This window comes from Cobetia sp. PS-4MA (genome assembly GCF_057670765.1).
The window spans coordinates 1763427-1780128 of sequence record NZ_CM173107.1 but is presented as its reverse complement, the minus strand read 5'-3'; the positions used below and the strand labels follow the sequence as shown (position 1 = coordinate 1780128).

Below are 16702 nucleotides of genomic sequence, written 5' to 3'. Positions count from 1 at the left end.
AGTCATTCGAGCTCCATCATTCGGGCTCAGTAATTCAGGCTCTGCTTGATGGCTTCGTATATCTTGAGCTCGTCCGGCAGGTGCTCCTTCTCGAGCACCAGCGGGAACGGTGTGTCCAGACCGGTGACGCGACGTATGGGCGCTTCCAGATACAGGAAGCAACGCTCTTGCACGGTTGCCGCTATCTCGCTGGCGAAACCTCCCGTCAGCGGTGCTTCATGACTGACCACCAGGCGACCCGTCTTGAGCACGGATTGACATACGGTCTCGAAATCCCAGGGCAGAATGCTGCGCAGGTCGATCACCTCGCAGTCGATACCGTCCTGTTCGGCCAATGCGGCCGCCTTCTCGATGACCTCCATCTGGGCTCCCCAGCCCAGAAGCGTGATGTCACGGCCTTCACGGATGACCTCGGCGACGCCCAGCGGCAGCTCATAATCCGCTTCCGGCACCTCGCCCACGGAAGCGCGATAGAGACGCTTGGGTTCCATGAACAGCACGGGATTGGGGTCACGGATCGCCGCCAGCAGCAGACCTTTCGCCTGATGGGGGTTGCGCGGGATCACGATCTTGAGCCCGGGGGTATGCGCAAAATAGGCTTCAGGTGACTGGGAGTGGTAGAGCCCGCCGGCAATGCCCCCGCCATAGGGAGTTCGAATGGTCAGTCCGCCGACATTGAAGAGATCCCCGGAGCGGTAACGGAACTTGGCCGCCTCGTTCACGATCTGGTCGAACGCCGGGAAGATGTAGTCGGCGAACTGGATCTCGGCGACCGGGGTCGAGCCCTGCGCCGCCAGTCCATTGGCGAAGCCGATGATCCCCTGTTCCGTCAAGGGCGTATTGAAGCAACGCTCACGGCCGTACTTGTCCTGCAGATGACTGGTGGCACGGAAGACACCGCCGAATACGCCGACGTCCTCACCGAACAGCACCACCTGAGGGTTGGCCGCCATCGCGATGTCCAGCGCGTTGTTGATGGCCTGCAGCATGTTCATCTGCTTCTTGCCTGAGCTCGCGCCGGCTGTCTCACCCGATGCGGGAGTGACGTCGTGACGGGCAGTGGTCGGAGTCGAATCGCTCATGCCGGCTGGCCTCCCTGCTGACGCTGCTGATGGGCCTTGCGGCTCTGCTCGATCTCATCGGCACTGAACCCCATGCTGCTGGCCCCCTTGGGATAGGCATGCGGGTATTTGCGGATATGCTGCTTGAGGTCTTCCATCTGCGCTTCCAGCAAGGGGGGCGGCGTGTCATAGACATCAGTGATCAGACTCTCCAGCGGAGGCGGAGCCAGTTTCTCGGCGCGCTTCATCGACTCGAGCACCTCTCGGCGCAGTTGATCGCCGGTAGCCTTCTCCTCCTCCTCGCTCCACCAGCCCTGGGCCTCAAGCCAGTGTCGCATGCGCAGGATGGGATCCTTGTCGCGCCAGATGGCCTCTTCCTTCTTGCTGCGATAGCCCGAGGGGTCATCAGAGGAGGAATGCGCGGCCAGGCGATAGGTCATCGCCTCGATCAATACCGGCTGATTCGTCTCGACGGCGATCTTGCGCGCCGCCTGGGTGGCTTCGTAGACGGCAATCACATCGTTGCCATCCACGCGGATGCACTGCATGTGATAACCGAAGGCGCGCGGCGCGATGCCATCTGCAGCGAATTGCTCGCAGGAGGGTGTGGAGATCGCGTAGCCATTGTTGCGGCACAGGAAGATGCACGGCACACGATGCACCGAGGCCATGTTGAGGGCCGCATGGAAATCCCCTTCCGACGCGGCACCCTCTCCGAAGATGGTAATGGTGCATTGCCCCTTGCCCGCCAGCTTCTGACCATAGGCGTAGCCGGTCGCCTGGGGAATCTGGGTCGCCAGCGGCGATGAGATGGTCATGTAGTTCAGATCACGCGAGCCGTAGTGGATCGGCATCTGGCGTCCCTTGCCGTAGTCGCGTTCATTGCCGAACATCTGATTCATGAATTCGTCACAGCTGAACCCACGCCACGCCAATGCGCCCTGCTCGCGATACTGGGCCATGATCATGTCGTCATCCTGCAGCGCGGCCGCACTGCCGATCACCGTGGCTTCCTCACCCGTGCATTGCATATAGAAGCTCAGACGCCCCTGACGCTGGGCAGCCAGCATGCGCTCATCCAATACCCGGATGAACAGCATGGTGTGATAGATCCTGAGCGCTTTCTCGCGCGTGAGACTGACCTCTTTCCCCCCCTCATGCAGCGAGCCATCCTGGCGCAGACGCTGGAAGAGAGGAATGCAGAGCTCATCGCCGGTCATGAAGGCGATGCGATGCAGGACGTTCGCGGTTTCAGGCGCCAACTGCCGGGAAGTGGGAAGTGACGTCAACTCGGGATGTGCGGTCGGTTCAGAGCCCGACGCCATCGTGTCAGCCTTCACTGCGTCCGAGGCTGAGGCCCTGGCTGCACTCGCAGACGATGTAGAGGCGGCCGCGGGGGCCTGTTCACGAGTGGCGGGCTCACTGGTGGAGCCATCGCCCTTGCAGGAGCCGGTGGTTCTTGTATGGGACATGCGCATCATCCTCTTTACCGATCAGGTGCCTGAGGCCCCCGCCCGCTCCTTTTGAGAGCGAGCAGGCAGATGGTCTGGCTGAGCCACCCCGGGAATGCAGAGAGAAGCGCTGCGAGGAGGACTCGCGATGCAATACGCTCTCCGGCAATCGCCGATGCGACGTGGTTTCCGTCATGCCTCGTTGCTGTCAGCGTAGTCGAGGTTGTCCAGCCAGCGCTAGAAAGTTGACGTTAACGTAAAAGATAGGTGATTGCAGTGAATAGTACTGCCTGAGCGCTACATCTTTGGTGGAACGATTCGCGGCATGAGCTTATGCAGGATTGGTATGGAAACGCAGAATCCTGCAATGGGACCGCAAAATTACGACTAAAGATGCAAGGGGAGCACTCAGGTGGACTGGTAATCTTCCCGCACTAAAACGGTGCCTCAACTTGCGACACCCCCTATCAAGCAGCGCTCGGGTTCTCCTGTGTGCAATGAGCGATCGAGATCGCGACCTCGAATAAGGACAACCACATGAGTGACACTTCACGTCCCAATCTCTGGCGCCGCCTGCCGCTATGGCAGAAGATCCTCGGTGGCCTGGCGCTGGGTATCCTTGCCGGCGCTCTCATGGGTGAGAACGCCAGTGTCTTCAAGCCGCTGGGCGATATCTTCATCAATGCCATCAAGATGCTGATCGTACCTCTGGTATTCAGCACCCTCGTCGTCGGTATCACCTCGATGCGTGACCCTCAGAAGATGGGACGCATCGGTGGTAAGACCATCGCGCTTTACCTGCTGACCACGGCCTTCGCGATTGCCATCGGCATGCTGGCGTCTGCCATCTTCCAGCCGGGTGCCGGTTTCGAATTCAGCTTCGACAAGGCCATGGAAACCAAGGAAGCACCGTCTCTGGTGCAGATCCTGGTGGATCTGGTGCCCAGCAACCCCATTGATGCGCTTGCCAATGGCAACATCATGCAGATCATCGTCTTCGCCATCGGGATCGGCGTCTCGCTGATCATGATCGGCGACAAGGGCGAACCGGTCGTGCGTGTCTTCGACAGCTTCGCGGAAGTGATGTACAAGCTGACCGAGTTCGTGATGGCCTTCGCCCCGTTCGGGGTCTTCGGCCTGATGGCACATGTCTCCGGCAACTACGGCATGGATGTGCTGCTGCCGCTGGCCAAGGTCATCGCCGTGGCGTATCTGGCGAGCATCGTGCATGTGCTGGTGGTCTACTCCGGCCTGTTGGCGACACTGGGCAAGCTGAACCCGATGCGCTATCTGCGCGGCATCGTCGATGCGCTGGTCGTGGCGTTCTCCTCGGCCTCAAGCTCCGGCACCCTGCCGATCTCGATTCGCTGTGCCCAGAAGAATCTGGGCGTCACGGAAGGCGTGTCTGGCTTCGTGCTGCCGGTAGGCGCCACCATCAACATGGACGGTACCGCCATCTATCAGGGTGTCGTGGCGCTGTTCATCGCGCAGATGACCGGAATCGAGCTGTCGATGATGGATTACGGCATGATCGTGCTGACCGGTACCCTGGCCTCCATCGGCACGGCGGGCGTTCCCGGCGCCGGGCTGATCATGCTCTCCATCGTGCTCAGCCAGGTGGGTCTACCGCTGGAAGCGATCGCCGTGATCGCCGGCATCGACCGCATCCTCGACATGGCGCGCACCACCGTCAACGTCGCGGGCGACCTGATGGTCACCACCCTCGTCGGCAAGTCCGAGAAGGAACTGGATCTGGAGATCTACAACGCGCCGCACAAGCAGTGACGCCACCAGGAGTGCTTGCGACGTCTTTCGTCCGATGGCTCAGGTGACATGTCACATAGGACATGCCACTCATGAAACACCCCAGCCGTACGATCAGTGGCTGACACGAAGAAGCCCCGCTCATCGAGCGGGGCTTCTTGTTTCGTCAGGAGTCTCTCGCCATTTCCTCTCAGGCTGTCGCCTCCGGCGGGGAATCGCGCAGCTCGCGCCTCAGCACCTTGCCGACATTGGTCTTGGGCAGGTCATCGATGAACACCACATGGCGTGGCACCTTGTAACTGGCCAGCTCCTTGCGCGACCAGTCTCTCAGCGCATCCGCCTCAAGCTCCGCACCGTCCTTGAGTACCACATATAGCTTGATGGCTTCCCCGCTACGTTCATCAAGAACCGATACCGCAGCGGCCTCCAGGACATCCGGATGCCGCACGATCACATCCTCGACCTCGTTGGGATAGACGTTGAAGCCGGAGACGATGATCATGTCCTTCTTGCGATCGACGATGCGCATATAGCCATCGTCCTGGAAGACCGCGATGTCACCGGTGCGCAGGAAGCCATCGGCAGTGAAGCTATCCTTGGTCGCCTGCTCACGCTGCCAATATCCCTTCATCACCTGCGGCCCCTTCACGCACAGCTCACCGGGCTCTCCCATCGCGACAAGCTCGCCCTCTTCATCGTAGAGACGCACCTCCGTCGAGGGCATCGGACACCCGATGGTGCCCAGCTGGATGGCGTCCAACGGATTGAACGACACGATCGGCGAGGTCTCGGTCATGCCGTAGCCTTCGGAGATATCACTGCCGGTGACCCGCTTCCACTCTTCAGCCGCCTTGCGCGTCAGCGCCACGCCTCCCGAGGTGGTGATCTTGAGCTTAGAGAAATCCAGTGCCTGGAAGCCGGGATTGTTGCACAACGCCACGAACAAGGTGTTGAGCCCCACGAACATGGTGAAGTCATGCTTTTGCAGCGTCTTCACGAAGCCCGGAATGTCCCGCGGATTGGGAATCAGCAATGAATGATTGCCCTCGCTGAGCATGCAGGCCAGATGAATGGTGAAGGCATAGATGTGATAGAGCGGCAGAGGTGCCACCAGCGTCTCATTCCCGGCCGAGAGCCCCTGGGTCAGCGCCATCTTGCCCTGCAGCATGTTGGCCAGCAGGTTGCGATGGGTGAGCATCGCCCCCCTTGCGACGCCTGTGGTGCCTCCGGTGTATTGCAGGACGGCGACATCATCGAGTGCCAGTGTCGGCCGCTCCCAACGCTCGGCCTTGCCCTGCGAGATGGCCTGACGCAGCGGGATGGCATCCGGCAAGCGATAACTCGGCACCAGCTTCTTGACGTGCTTGACCACGGCATTGATCAACAGGCGCTTGAGCGGTGGATGCATGTCGCCCAGTTCGCAGACCAGCACGTACTCAAGGCCGGTACGCTCGCGTACCCGCTCCACCTTGTCGGCCATGTTGGCCAGCACCACCAACGCCCGTGCGCCGGAGTCATTGAACTGATGCTCCATCTCGCGCTCGGTATACAGCGGATTGGTATTGACCAGCACCAGCCCCGCACGAATAACGGCGAAGGCCACCACCGGGAACATCAAGGTATTGGGCAACTGGATGGCGACCCGATCGCCCGGCTTGAGATCGGTCTCGTGCTGGAACCAGTCCGCCAGCTGGCGACTGGAAGTTTCGAGCTCTTCAAAGCTCATGGTGCGGTCCATGCAAGTGAAGGCCGGCCGCTGGGCGTGGGTGCGACAGGCGTTCTCGAACATGTCCATCAGGGAATCAAGGCCGGTGAAGTCCACTTCCCGCGAGGAGCGCAGGCACGACATGCCGCTCATGTCGCCTGTCGTTGGCTGTGCTCTCGAAGCGTCGGGCGAGGCATCTGCCACGTGGGAAGGATCTGTAGTCACGTCGTTAGTGGACTTGCCTGACTCATCGGGTCGAGCCGCTAGGGGATCATGCATGGCGTTGCTCCTTGAACAGTACGTGGGGCGCTCGGCGTCACTGCCCCCGCTACCTTGTTGTTGTAAGACGTTGTTGTAAAACGTCGTCGCGCGACTACGTCGTAAGACATCGTGGTGAGGCGCTGCTGGGGCTCCGTCGGGTGGGTGTCAGCCTGTGGGCTCTTCACTTTCGACAGCATAGCCGCAAACCCATGCTGCGCGCCGTTGGCGGAATCGATGGACCTGCCAGCATTGGAACATACGTACGTTTGATATTACCTTGCGACCTTGGTGACATGCGCAGGCTGGCTCTGGAGCAGGGAAACAGCCCTGAGCCCAAGGAGGAAACAGCCCTGAGCCCAGGGAGGAAACAGCCCTGACCTAAAGCCGGAAAATCGCTGACATGGATGAGCGAGACCTCGCCTTCTCACCTAAACACAAGAAACAACGAGGCCCCTGCCCAGGGGGCAGAGGCCTCATGTCTTGCACACCGGACGCACACGTCTGGCGCGCACGTCAGGAACAGGCAACTCAAGAGAGGTCGCGGACCTCGTTCTCGATCATCTTGCGGATATGCTCTTCGTTCTCGATCATCGATTCGCCGTCCTCGCGCAGCGATTTCAACAACCCGATCATCATGGCGATCAACACGAAGGTGAACGGCAAGGCGCCGGCGATCGAGGCAGCCTGCAAGGACTTGAGCGCTTGATCTCCCCCCAGCAACAGCAGGATCAAGGTCACGGCGCCCAGCATCATGCCCCAGATGATGCGTTGCTGAACCGGAGGACGACCGAAGGCCAACAGGCGTCCCAGCACCAGGGTGCCGGAATCCGCAGACGTGACGAAGAAGATGATCACCACGAGCAGCGCCGCCACCTTGGCTACGGTCGCGGCGATGCCGGGCGTGAGCACCTCGAACGAGTGGTAGAGGGTTCCGGCGTAGTCCCAGTTGGTGACCGCAGCCGTATAGATGCCCATGTCGGCCCCGTACAGGGACTGATAGATGCCCGCCGAGCCGATGACGCCAAACCAGACCAGCGCCACGATGGAGGGGATCACCATCACCCCGAGAATGAATTCACGGATAGTTCGGCCGCGCGAGATGCGGGCAATGAACATGCCGACGAATCCGGCCCAGGCGATCCACCAGCCCCAGTAGAAGATGGTCCAGCCGCCCTGCCAGATGCGCTCGTCCGGCGTGCGCGCCGTCCACAGTGTCATCGAGACGCCATCGGTGAGGTAATCCCCGAGCGCGGTGATGGAGCTCGCGATCAGATAGTTGGCATCGCTCACCAGCAGGAAGTAGGCAAGGATGCCGAGGCATACCCAGGTATTGAAGGTGGAAAGCAGCTTGATGCCACGTGCCACGCCGCTGGTCGCTGACAGAGTGGCGATGGCGCTGATCAGCAGGATGGAGACCACGGTCACCATCCGCGACTTCTCTTCGATGAGGCCCAGTGACATCAGGCCGGAGCCGATCTGCTCGACGCCCAGGCCGAGCGTGGTGGCGATGCCGAAAATGGTGCCGAACACGGTCAGGATGTCGACGGTATGTCCGATGGGTCCGTAGATACGGTTGCCGATCAGCGGATAGAGGGCCGAGCGCATCGAGAGCGGCAGGCCCTTGCGAAAGGCGAAATAGGCCAGTGACAGTCCGACGATGGCATACATGGCCCAGGCGATCGTACCCCAGTGGAAGACGGTGAGCTTGATGCCACCGGCCGCCGCTTCCGCGACGCGGCTGTCTGGCACCGGGAAGCCTTCGTCCCCCGGCATGAGCCCACTCGCCAAGGCTGCCTGCTTGGCCTCGAAGAAGACGGCGACGGCCGCCTTGATGTCAGCACTCAGAAACGGATTGCCCCCGCTCCAGTCACTCGCGAAGTGGATCATGGGCTCGGACATCGAGAAGAACAGCATGCCCGCGCCGGTACCGCAGCCGAACAGCATCGAGAACCAGGCAAAATTGCTGAACTCCAGACGTTCATCATCGCGCCCCAGCCGGATCTTGCCGACACGCGAACACATCACGTAAAGACAGACCACGAAGGTCGAGAACATGACCAGCACGTAGTACCAGCCCAGGGTGCTCTCTATCCAGGACTTGATGCCCAGAAACTGATCGCTGGCCGTCTTGCCCAACAGAATCGCATAGAGAATGAAGAACACGGTCATGGTGATCGCGGTGATACCGAGCGTCGAGTTGAGTCCCTTCAAGACACCTCGCTGCTCGATCAGTGCATCCAGTTCCTTTCCTTTCAGCATGTTTCTACCTCGTGACGGGTTGTTATTATCGTTTTTCATGACACCGGTATCGTTGTTCATGACAGCGGATACTGGGGCTCAGGGAACCTCAGGCGTCATGGCGACATTGCGGGCAGATCGCGTTCACCTTCGGTCAGTCATGGGCGAGAACCCTGGCAGGAGAAACCACCACGGCATGTCATCTGGCCCCCGCCGGTATGCGACTTTGTGGGGAGAATCCATGCTAGAGGGCCCCCGCTCGCGAGACAAATAAGATCTCGACGTCGCCTGGATAAGCAGAGCTAATGCCTGAGCTGAGAAGACGAGGCCTCAGGTCACGGTCTCTCGACAGATGCACTATCCAGTCCGGCTCATCCAGACAGACAAAAGCCCCCGCGAGTCAACTCACGGGGGCTTGGGGTCTGACGGTCTCCCGCAGAGACTCGCTGTCAGCCGGCAGACTGGGTCAGGCGCAGCTGGTGCAGGTAGTGCATATGGCGCTCGTACTGTTCGAGCAGATCATTGATCACCTGGTCCTTGCTGTAGCCCATCAGATCATAGGACTGGCCGCCTTCCTTGAGGAAGACCTCGGCACGACAGTAATCCTCTTCATCGCCCTCGTCTTCCTGATCCAGATTGAGGTCCGGACGCAGGTGGGAGCGAATGCGCACGCCGTAGATGAAGTCATCTTCCTCGCCATGGCGCGCATTGAAGTAGACGCGATCACGACTGATGGTGACTTCCACCTCCAGCCCCTGACCACGCAGCTCTTCCGCCAGCTCCTGCATGCCCTGCGCGACGGTACCGCGCAGGAACCCCCGCACCATGGCGCGCGTCGGGAAGCTCATCAGGTGCTGGGCACGCTTGCGCCAGTTGCCCTTCTCGCCCATCGGGGTCGCCGCTGCCGTGTTGACGGACAGTGAACGCCGCTTGACGGACTCGAGATTGAGCTGGCGCAGCAGCCCGAAGATCGACGCCAGCAGGATCATCCCGAACGGCAAGGCAGTGGCGATGGTGGCCGTCTGCAGTGCGCCCAGCCCACCGGCCAGCATCAGGACGATCGCCAGAATGCCCACCGCGAAGGCCCAGTAGATACGCTGCCAGGTCGGGGTATCTTCCCGCCCGCCGGAGGCCAGCATGTCGACCACCATCGAGCCGGAATCCGCGGATGTCACGAAGAACACGATGACCATCACCAGCGCGATCACCGAGGTGATGGACGCCAGCGGCAGCTGCTCGAGGAAGGTGAACAGGGCCAGCGAATAGTTGTCGTTGACGGTATCGACCAGCGCCGTGACGTTCTGCTCCATGATCATCGAGATGGCCGTGTTGCCGAAGATGGTCATCCACAGCAGAGTGAAGCCGGCCGGCACGAACAGCACGCCGATCACGAACTCCCGGATGGTACGACCGCGCGAGACACGCGCGATGAACATGCCGACGAACGGAGACCAGGACATCCACCAACCCCAGTACAGCAGCGTCCAGCCACCGATCCAGTCGTTGGGCTCATAGGCATAGAGTTCGAAGGTCTTGCCGACGATATCGGCCATGTAGAAACCGGAATTCTGCACGAAGGCCTTGAGCAGGAAGGCAGTCGGTCCGAGCAGCAACACGAACAGCAACAGCACGACGGCAAGCCCGAGATTGACCTCGGACAGGATGCGGATGCCCTTGTCGAGCCCGGTCACCACCGAGATGGTCGCAAGGCCGGTGATCACGACGATGATCGCCACCTGGGTCCAGTCATTGTTGGGCATGCCGGTCAGGTGCGAGAGCCCGGCGTTGACCTGTGCCACGCCGTAGCCCAGCGTGGTGGCAACCCCGCAGACGGTGCCGACGATGGCGAAGATGTCCACCGCATGGCCGATCGGCCCATGGATACGCTCACCAATCAACGGATACAGCGCGCTGCGCAACGTCAGCGGCAGTTCATGGCGATAACTGAAGTAGGCCAGAATCAGCGCGACGATGGCATAGATGGACCAGGCGTGAAGCCCCCAGTGGAAGAAGGTCAGCTTCATCGCTTCGCGCGCGGTCTCCACCTCTTCAGGGGTTCCGGTCGGCGGATTCAGGAAATGCATCACCGGTTCGGCGACACCGAAGAACATCAGTCCGATGCCCATGCCAGCCGAGAACAACATCGCGAACCAGGTGACGTTGCTGTAGTCCGGCAGCGAGTGATCCGGACCAAGACGAATCTCGCCGTGGCGCGAGAAACCGACATAGATCACGGAAATGAGAACGATCGCGACACACAGGATATAGAACCAGCTGACGGTATTGGTGATCCAATGCTGGACCGAGTCAAATACCGACATGGCCGTGTCCGAGAACACTGCCGTGAAGATCACCAATAGCAGGATGATGGCGTTGGCGCAGAAGAAGACTGGCGGATTGACCTTGGCAAACAGGCCTGAACGAGACTCCTTGCCGGGCTCTCCACCACCCGCAGCAGGGGTTGAACGCATGGGCATTTCCTAGTGGGTGTATTGGCGAGACAGCGTGGGCACTTGATGTCCCCTGGCCGCCTCAACGCGCATATCCATAATGAAAAGTCGTCATCAATGGCGGCGCGGATAATACCACTTGATGGCAACACGCCCAACGCCATGGACACGCCATTGCGGGGTATCACGACATCATCAGATATCATTTCTTTGCGGGTTGCTTGCACACTGAACGAGCGCGGCAGGCGCATAATCGGCGTGACGGATTGATGCAGAGGAGTTGAATGCATGAGCAGAAAAGGATCCACGCGCGGCCTCGCGCTGTCACTTGCCCTGTTGACTGCCCTGCCGGCCGCATCGGCAATGGCCGGTCCGGGGCACCCACGTCTGGATGGCCCGGATATCTTCATCGGGCATGGTGGCCCTGGGCCGCTGGTACGCTGGGCTCCGGGCGGCCCCGGCCACGGGCATGGACTGCCGGCAGGCGCTCGCGGCATCTGGGTTGGCGCCACTCTCTACTACCTGGCGGCGGGCACCTATTACCTCTGGGAGGCCAGCCAGCAACAGTACCTGCCGGTCCAGGCCCCTGCTCCGGCGACACTCTCCGCCCCCGCGGTGGATGTCATCGCCTATCCCTCCAAGGGGCAGAGCCAGGACCAGCAGGCCAGGGATCGCTACGAGTGTCATCGCTGGGCCAATCAGGAAAGTGGCGCGGATGCCAATTCCGCCGCCCCGCCGGTGACCGCCGGCAATGCCGACACCTATCGTCGCGCATTGAGTGCCTGCTTCAGCGGACGCGGCTACAGCGTGCAATGAGTCAGCCGGCACGCGTCATCTCTCCGCGTGCACGCGAAAAGGCCCGCCACCTCATCGTGGCGGGCCTTTGCTTGCCTGCTCGCAGAAGACCTGAAGGCCTGGTGATGTGAGTCTTGTGTCGTGAGTTCTGTGTGGTGAGTTCTGTGTCGTGAGCCTTGAAGCGAAGCGTCAGCCGCGACGCTTCTGGTGGCGCTCACGGTTGTTGTCACGCGCCGCACGGGATTTTCGCAACATCACCAGCGTTGCCCCCAGGCCACCATGACGCTGCGGGGCACTGCTCCAAGCTTGTACTTCCGGCATCTGTTGCAGCCAATGCACCAGGTAGGAGCGAATCAAGGCAGCATGCGATTCGCCATCACGCCCCTTGCCATGGATCACCAGCAGCGAGCGCAATTCACTGCCCCAGGCATCCTGAATGAAGCGATGGACCTCTCGACGACACTCGATCAAGGGCCGACGCATCAGATTGAGCTGTGCCTCAGGGGGGTAGCCGCCCTGACGCAGACGGTCCAGCACGCCCACCTGAATGCCATCACGCCGATACTCGACCGGATCATGCGGCGACAGATGCTCCACGTAACTGTCTGACAACCCATCCAGCTCATTGCCCAGCGCCTTCTGGGCCTCTTCCCGACGGGCAAGCTGTGCTTCGCTCGGTGCCCTGGGCCCCGTGGCCACATCCGCGCGATCCTTGCCACGCGTCAGAGGAGCAACACCTTGCATCTCACGACTGAACAGCGCATCCGCTTCATCAGGGGTGATCTCGCGCGAATGCGCTGCCGACATCATTGCAGGGGAAAAACGTGACATGGCACCCTCCAGTCTTCACCAGGACGTGGCAATCAGGGAGCAGGTCGTCATCAAGACCTGCCAGCGCCCGGGGCGATGGTTGGCCACCCGGGGGCGCAGAGGACGCAAACGACGACGCCCCGAGACAGAGAATGCCTCGGGGCGTCAGCCAAGCTCAAGCGTCCATGCCAAATTCGTGCGTTCACACGTCTGGCGTCATGACAGGATCAGTGACCCGTCTTGAGCTGTTCCCAGTACTTCTGATAGATCGACAGTGCATCGCCGACATCGGTCTGGAACTCGCCACGTGCGAGATCCTGCTGCGTCGGGAAGACCACCGGGTTGTCACGCACCTCGGGGTCCATCATCTCCTTGGCGGCAAGGCTGGGGGTGGTGTAACCCACATATTCGCTGATCTCCTTGCTGACTTGCGGGCTGATCAGATAATCGATGAACTGATAGGCCGCATCGACGTGACGCGCATTGGACGGGATGGCCATGGTGTCCATCCACAGAATGATGCCTTCCTCGGGATAGACGTAATTCACCGGTACGCCTTCCTCATTGGCCTGATAGACCTCACCGTTCCAGATCAGACCGGCATCGACCTCGCCCTGCATGAACGGCACACGCGCCGCATCGGAGTTGAAGGCGCGAACATTGGGCATCAACTCGGTCAGCTTCTCGTACGCCGCCTTGATCTCGTCCGGGTCCGTGGTATTGCCGCTGTAGCCCAGGCTTGCCAGCGCGACATGGAAGACCTCGCGCATGTCATTGGAGAGCAGCAGCTTGTCACGATACTTGTCATCCCACAGATCGTTCCAGCTGGTCAGCGCGCCCTCTTCGACATAGTCCGAGTTGTAACCGATCCCGGCGCTGCCCCACATGTAAGGCACGCTATATTGATTGCCCTTGTCGAAGTCGCGGTCGACCAGGTTGGGATCGAGATCCTTGAAATGGCTGAGCTTGCTGACATCCAGCTTCTGCAGCAGATTCTCGCGCGCCATCTTGTCGATGTAATACGTCGACGGGAAGACGAGATCGTAGCTGTTGTCGCTGTCCAGCAGCTTCAGCTTGGCGTACATCGCTTCGTTGGAATCGAAGGTGGAATAGATGACATCGATACCGGTCTGTTCTTCAAAGCGCTCGATGACCTCATCGGGCATGTACTCCGTCCAGTTGTAGACGTAGAGCACCTTGTCGCTGTCATCCGCGGCCAGAACGGGGGCGGATGTCGCCACGGATGCCAGGCTGACGGCAGCCATCAGGCCAGCGGCGCGCAGCGGGAAACGGGAACCTTGCATGTTATTTTTTCTCCTTGATCAACCACTGGGAAATCACCAGCAGACAGAGTGACAATCCAAGCAGCAGAGTTGCCAGTGCATTCACTTCAGGCTTGAGCCCTAGGCGCACCATGGAATAGATACGCAGCGGCAGTACTTCAAAGGTCGGACCGGTGACGAAGGTCGAGATCACGACATCGTCCAATGACAGGGTAAAACTGAGCAGCCAACCCGAGGCTATCGCCGGCATCAACGCTGGCACCAGCACATGCCAGACGGCCCGTGCTTCGCTGGCCCCCAGATCACGTGCGGCCTCCAGCAATTGCGGATTGATCCCCGACAGGCGCGAATACACCGTGATCACCACGAAGGGCAGACAGAAGGTGGCATGAGAGACCAGCAACGAGAGATAGCCCAGCTGGATGCCCAGGGCGATGAACAGCGCCAGGAACGCGATCGCCATCACGATGTCCGGCATCATCATCACGGTAAACAGCATGCCGTTGAGCAGCGGCTTTCCCCGGAAGCGATAACGGTACAGCGCCGTGGCGGTCAGGGTGCCGATCAGCGTGGCGAGAGTCGCCGCCGTCACGCCCAGCCACAGGGTATTGAGCGCAGCATCCATCAGATTGGCGTTGCCCAGCAGCTTGTCGTACCAGCGCAGACTGAAGCCACCCCAGAGGAACGGATTGCGCGAATCATTGAAGGAAATCCCGATCAACACCAGGATCGGCACATACAGCAGCGTGAAGATCAGCGTCATGTAGCAACGACTGAACACCCGCAGGGGGCGGCTCAGGCTCATAGTGTCACCTCCCGCTTGAAGAGCTTGACGCTGCGGTAATACGCAAGCAGCAGGAAGGCCATCACCAGTGTCAGCATCACGCTGATGGCTGCCCCGAAGGACCAGTTGTTGGCTTCCAGAAACTGCCCCTTGATGATGTTGCCGATCAAGGGGTGACGCGAGCCACCCAGCAGATCCGACACATAGAACATGCCCATCGCCGGCAGGAACACCAGCAGCACGCCGGCGATGATGCCGGGCATGGTCAGCGGCAACACCACATGACGGAAGGTGGCCAGACCATTGGCGCCGAGATCGCGTGCCGCCTCCAGGGTCGGGCGGCTGAGCTGCTCGAACACCGCGTAGAGCGGAAGAATCATGAAGGGCAACAGCATGTAGACCAGCCCGATGATCACCGCCTCCTCGGTATACAGAAGCCGCAGGGGAGTATCGATCAGCCCCAGAGTCATCAGCACATCATTGAGCAGTCCACGGGTCGCGATCAGCGTGCGCAGGGCATAGATGCGAATCAGCGAGTTGGTCCAGAACGGAATGATCACCAGCAGCAGCAGCAGCGGCTGCAGACGGGGGCTGGCACGCGAGATCATCCAGGCGAACGGATACCCGAGCACCAGGCAGATCAGGGTCGTGACCAGGCCGATCCACAGCGAATGGCCAAACACTCCCAGATAGACCGGACTGATCATCTGGCCGTAATTGGTCAGCAAGCCCTGCCAGAGCGTGGCAGGCGAGATGTCGCCACTCAGTAGCTGTCCACTGCCCTCGGGCATCAGGCTGACCAGTACCACCAGCAAGGTGGGGGCCAGTACCAGCACGATCAGCCAGCCCCAGATGATGGTCAGCGTGGCCGTCTTGAAGGGATTGCGCACCACACTCATGCCCTCGCCTCCACGGGGGCATCATCCGGCAGGATGATTTCCCAGTCCGGCACCCAGCTGACCTTGACGCGCTCACCGAGACGATAATCGAAGTCCGGATCATCCTCATCGAAGAACTCGCTGGCCAGCAGCTGCTGACCACTGTCGAGCTCCAGCACCGTATCCAGCGTCATGCCCTTGTAGTTGCGCTCGATGACACGGGCCGCGAAGCCTTCGCTGTCCTCGGCGGACTTGAGTCGCATGTCCTCCGGACGCAGCAGCACCTGCACCGCCTCGCCACCCAGGTATTCGCGGCCGTGGCTGCTCAGTTCCAGCGACTTTCCCAGCACCTCGACGTGGATGCGCCCCGGCGTTGTGGAAGGCCGCTCGACGCGTGCCGCCAGCTGATTGATCTCGCCGACGAAGCGCGCCACGAACAGCGTGCTCGGCGACTCATAGACTTCACGGGGCGTGCCGATCTGCTCGATCCCCCCTTCCCGCATCACGACCACACGATCGGACATGGAGAGCGCTTCCTCCTGATCGTGGGTGACGAAGACGAAGGTGATGCCCAGACGGCGCTGAAGACGCTTCAGTTCATTCTGCATCTGCTTGCGCAGCTTGTAGTCCAATGCCGAGAGCGGCTCATCCAGCAACAGGACACGCGGGCGCTTGATGACGGCGCGGGCAATGGCGACACGTTGCTGCTGGCCACCGGAGAGCTGGTCCGGACGACGGTCGGACAGATGCGCCAATTGCACCATTTCCAGCGCTTCACGCACACGCTCGTGGATCTCGGCCTTGGGCACCTTCTCCATGCGCAACCCGAAGGCCACGTTGTCGTAAAGATTCATGTGCGGAAACAGCGCATAACTCTGGAAGACGGTATTGACCGGACGCAGGTGCGCAGGCGTGTGCTGCAATGCCGCGTTCTCGAGCGTGATGGTACCCGCATCAGGGTCCTCGAAGCCTGCGATCAAGCGCAGTACGGTCGTCTTGCCACACCCTGAGGGGCCTAGCAGGGTCACGAACTCACCATCCTTCAAATCCAGATCCAGGCTGTCGAGCACCTTGCGCTCGCCAAACGTCTTGGTGATGGAGCGCAACTTGACCAGTGGGGTCGTCTCAGGAGCAGAGCTATTCATCGGCAGGGGGTCACCTCCAGCGGGAAACGCGCGCGTCTCCCTGATACATGAAATGGCGCGCCGGAAATGACGCGCCA

The 16702-nt window shown here is 60.7% G+C and carries 12 protein-coding genes; 2 read left to right on the top strand and 10 right to left on the bottom strand.

Translation table 11 applies throughout. The features are described 5' to 3' along the window. Positions 1-26: 26 nt before the first annotated feature. Both AC26AR_RS07620 and AC26AR_RS07615 read right to left on the bottom strand, forming a co-directional pair. Positions 27-995 (bottom strand): alpha-ketoacid dehydrogenase subunit beta, encoded by a 969-nt coding sequence (locus AC26AR_RS07620; protein WP_084209720.1) that lies wholly within the window; start codon positions 993-995, stop codon positions 27-29. A gap of 83 nt (positions 996-1078) precedes the next feature. After that, positions 1079-2281 (bottom strand): thiamine pyrophosphate-dependent dehydrogenase E1 component subunit alpha, encoded by a 1203-nt coding sequence (locus tag AC26AR_RS07615; protein ID WP_404625679.1) that lies wholly within the window; start codon positions 2279-2281, stop codon positions 1079-1081. 768 nt (positions 2282-3049) lie between these two features. Here AC26AR_RS07615 and AC26AR_RS07610 point away from each other — a divergent pair. Then, entirely contained in the window at positions 3050-4297 is a 1248-nt protein-coding gene (locus tag AC26AR_RS07610) for a dicarboxylate/amino acid:cation symporter (RefSeq protein ID WP_417286255.1), read from the top strand. Between the two features lie 169 nt (positions 4298-4466). Here the strand turns inward: AC26AR_RS07610 and AC26AR_RS07605 are convergent, their stop codons facing one another. The 3 genes from AC26AR_RS07605 to AC26AR_RS07595 all read right to left on the bottom strand — a co-directional run bounded on the left by AC26AR_RS07605 (position 4467) and on the right by AC26AR_RS07595 (position 10951). After that, positions 4467-6134: an AMP-binding protein gene (locus AC26AR_RS07605; RefSeq protein WP_404625501.1), complete on the bottom strand. Its 1668-nt coding sequence runs from the start codon at positions 6132-6134 to the stop codon at positions 4467-4469. A gap of 636 nt (positions 6135-6770) precedes the next feature. Then, positions 6771-8501 (bottom strand): BCCT family transporter, encoded by a 1731-nt coding sequence (locus AC26AR_RS07600; protein ID WP_479398696.1) that lies wholly within the window; start codon positions 8499-8501, stop codon positions 6771-6773. Between the two features lie 428 nt (positions 8502-8929). Then, positions 8930-10951, bottom strand: coding sequence for a BCCT family transporter (locus tag AC26AR_RS07595; RefSeq protein ID WP_077376546.1), 2022 nt, complete (start codon positions 10949-10951; stop codon positions 8930-8932). A 267-nt stretch (positions 10952-11218) separates the two neighbouring features. Between AC26AR_RS07595 and AC26AR_RS07590 the strand changes: the two genes are divergently transcribed. Continuing rightward, positions 11219-11746: a hypothetical protein gene (locus AC26AR_RS07590; RefSeq protein WP_084208710.1), complete on the top strand. Its 528-nt coding sequence runs from the start codon at positions 11219-11221 to the stop codon at positions 11744-11746. Positions 11747-11914: 168 nt separating this feature from the next. Here AC26AR_RS07590 and smrA read toward each other — a convergent pair whose 3' ends face one another. The 5 genes from smrA to potA all read right to left on the bottom strand — a co-directional run bounded on the left by smrA (position 11915) and on the right by potA (position 16625). Continuing rightward, entirely contained in the window at positions 11915-12556 is a 642-nt protein-coding gene (gene smrA / locus AC26AR_RS07585; RefSeq protein WP_308483181.1) for a DNA endonuclease SmrA, read from the bottom strand. A gap of 206 nt (positions 12557-12762) precedes the next feature. Then, entirely contained in the window at positions 12763-13839 is a 1077-nt protein-coding gene (locus AC26AR_RS07580) for an ABC transporter substrate-binding protein (RefSeq protein WP_404625495.1), read from the bottom strand. A gap of 1 nt (position 13840) precedes the next feature. Further along, positions 13841-14623: a spermidine/putrescine ABC transporter permease PotC gene (potC, locus tag AC26AR_RS07575; protein ID WP_077376552.1), complete on the bottom strand. Its 783-nt coding sequence runs from the start codon at positions 14621-14623 to the stop codon at positions 13841-13843. Continuing rightward, a complete protein-coding gene (gene potB / locus AC26AR_RS07570; RefSeq protein ID WP_404625492.1) occupies positions 14620-15501 on the bottom strand; it encodes a spermidine/putrescine ABC transporter permease PotB in 882 nt (293 codons plus the stop codon). Before potB ends, potC begins: the two co-directional genes overlap by 4 nt. Beyond that, entirely contained in the window at positions 15498-16625 is a 1128-nt protein-coding gene (gene potA, locus AC26AR_RS07565) for a spermidine/putrescine ABC transporter ATP-binding protein PotA (RefSeq protein WP_404625490.1), read from the bottom strand. The genes potB and potA overlap by 4 nt, the downstream gene beginning before the upstream one ends. Positions 16626-16702: the final 77 nt, after the last annotated feature.

Excerpts from the sequence above, each read along its gene's own strand:
- potC (WP_077376552.1), bottom strand. The coding sequence starts at position 14,623 with ATGAGCCTGAGCCGCCCCCTGCGGGTGTTCAGTCGTTGCTACATGACG.
- smrA (WP_308483181.1), bottom strand. The coding sequence starts at position 12,556 with ATGTCACGTTTTTCCCCTGCAATGATGTCGGCAGCGCATTCGCGCGAG.
- AC26AR_RS07620 (WP_084209720.1), bottom strand. The coding sequence starts at position 995 with ATGAACATGCTGCAGGCCATCAACAACGCGCTGGACATCGCGATGGCG.
- AC26AR_RS07605 (WP_404625501.1), bottom strand. The coding sequence starts at position 6,134 with ATGAGCGGCATGTCGTGCCTGCGCTCCTCGCGGGAAGTGGACTTCACC.
- AC26AR_RS07610 (WP_417286255.1), top strand. The coding sequence starts at position 3,050 with ATGAGTGACACTTCACGTCCCAATCTCTGGCGCCGCCTGCCGCTATGG.
- potA (WP_404625490.1), bottom strand. The coding sequence starts at position 16,625 with ATGAATAGCTCTGCTCCTGAGACGACCCCACTGGTCAAGTTGCGCTCC.
- AC26AR_RS07595 (WP_077376546.1), bottom strand. The coding sequence starts at position 10,951 with ATGCGTTCAACCCCTGCTGCGGGTGGTGGAGAGCCCGGCAAGGAGTCT.
- potB (WP_404625492.1), bottom strand. The coding sequence starts at position 15,501 with ATGAGTGTGGTGCGCAATCCCTTCAAGACGGCCACGCTGACCATCATC.
- AC26AR_RS07590 (WP_084208710.1), top strand. The coding sequence starts at position 11,219 with ATGAGCAGAAAAGGATCCACGCGCGGCCTCGCGCTGTCACTTGCCCTG.
- AC26AR_RS07600 (WP_479398696.1), bottom strand. The coding sequence starts at position 8,501 with ATGCTGAAAGGAAAGGAACTGGATGCACTGATCGAGCAGCGAGGTGTC.
- AC26AR_RS07580 (WP_404625495.1), bottom strand. The coding sequence starts at position 13,839 with ATGCAAGGTTCCCGTTTCCCGCTGCGCGCCGCTGGCCTGATGGCTGCC.
- AC26AR_RS07615 (WP_404625679.1), bottom strand. The coding sequence starts at position 2,281 with ATGACCGGCGATGAGCTCTGCATTCCTCTCTTCCAGCGTCTGCGCCAG.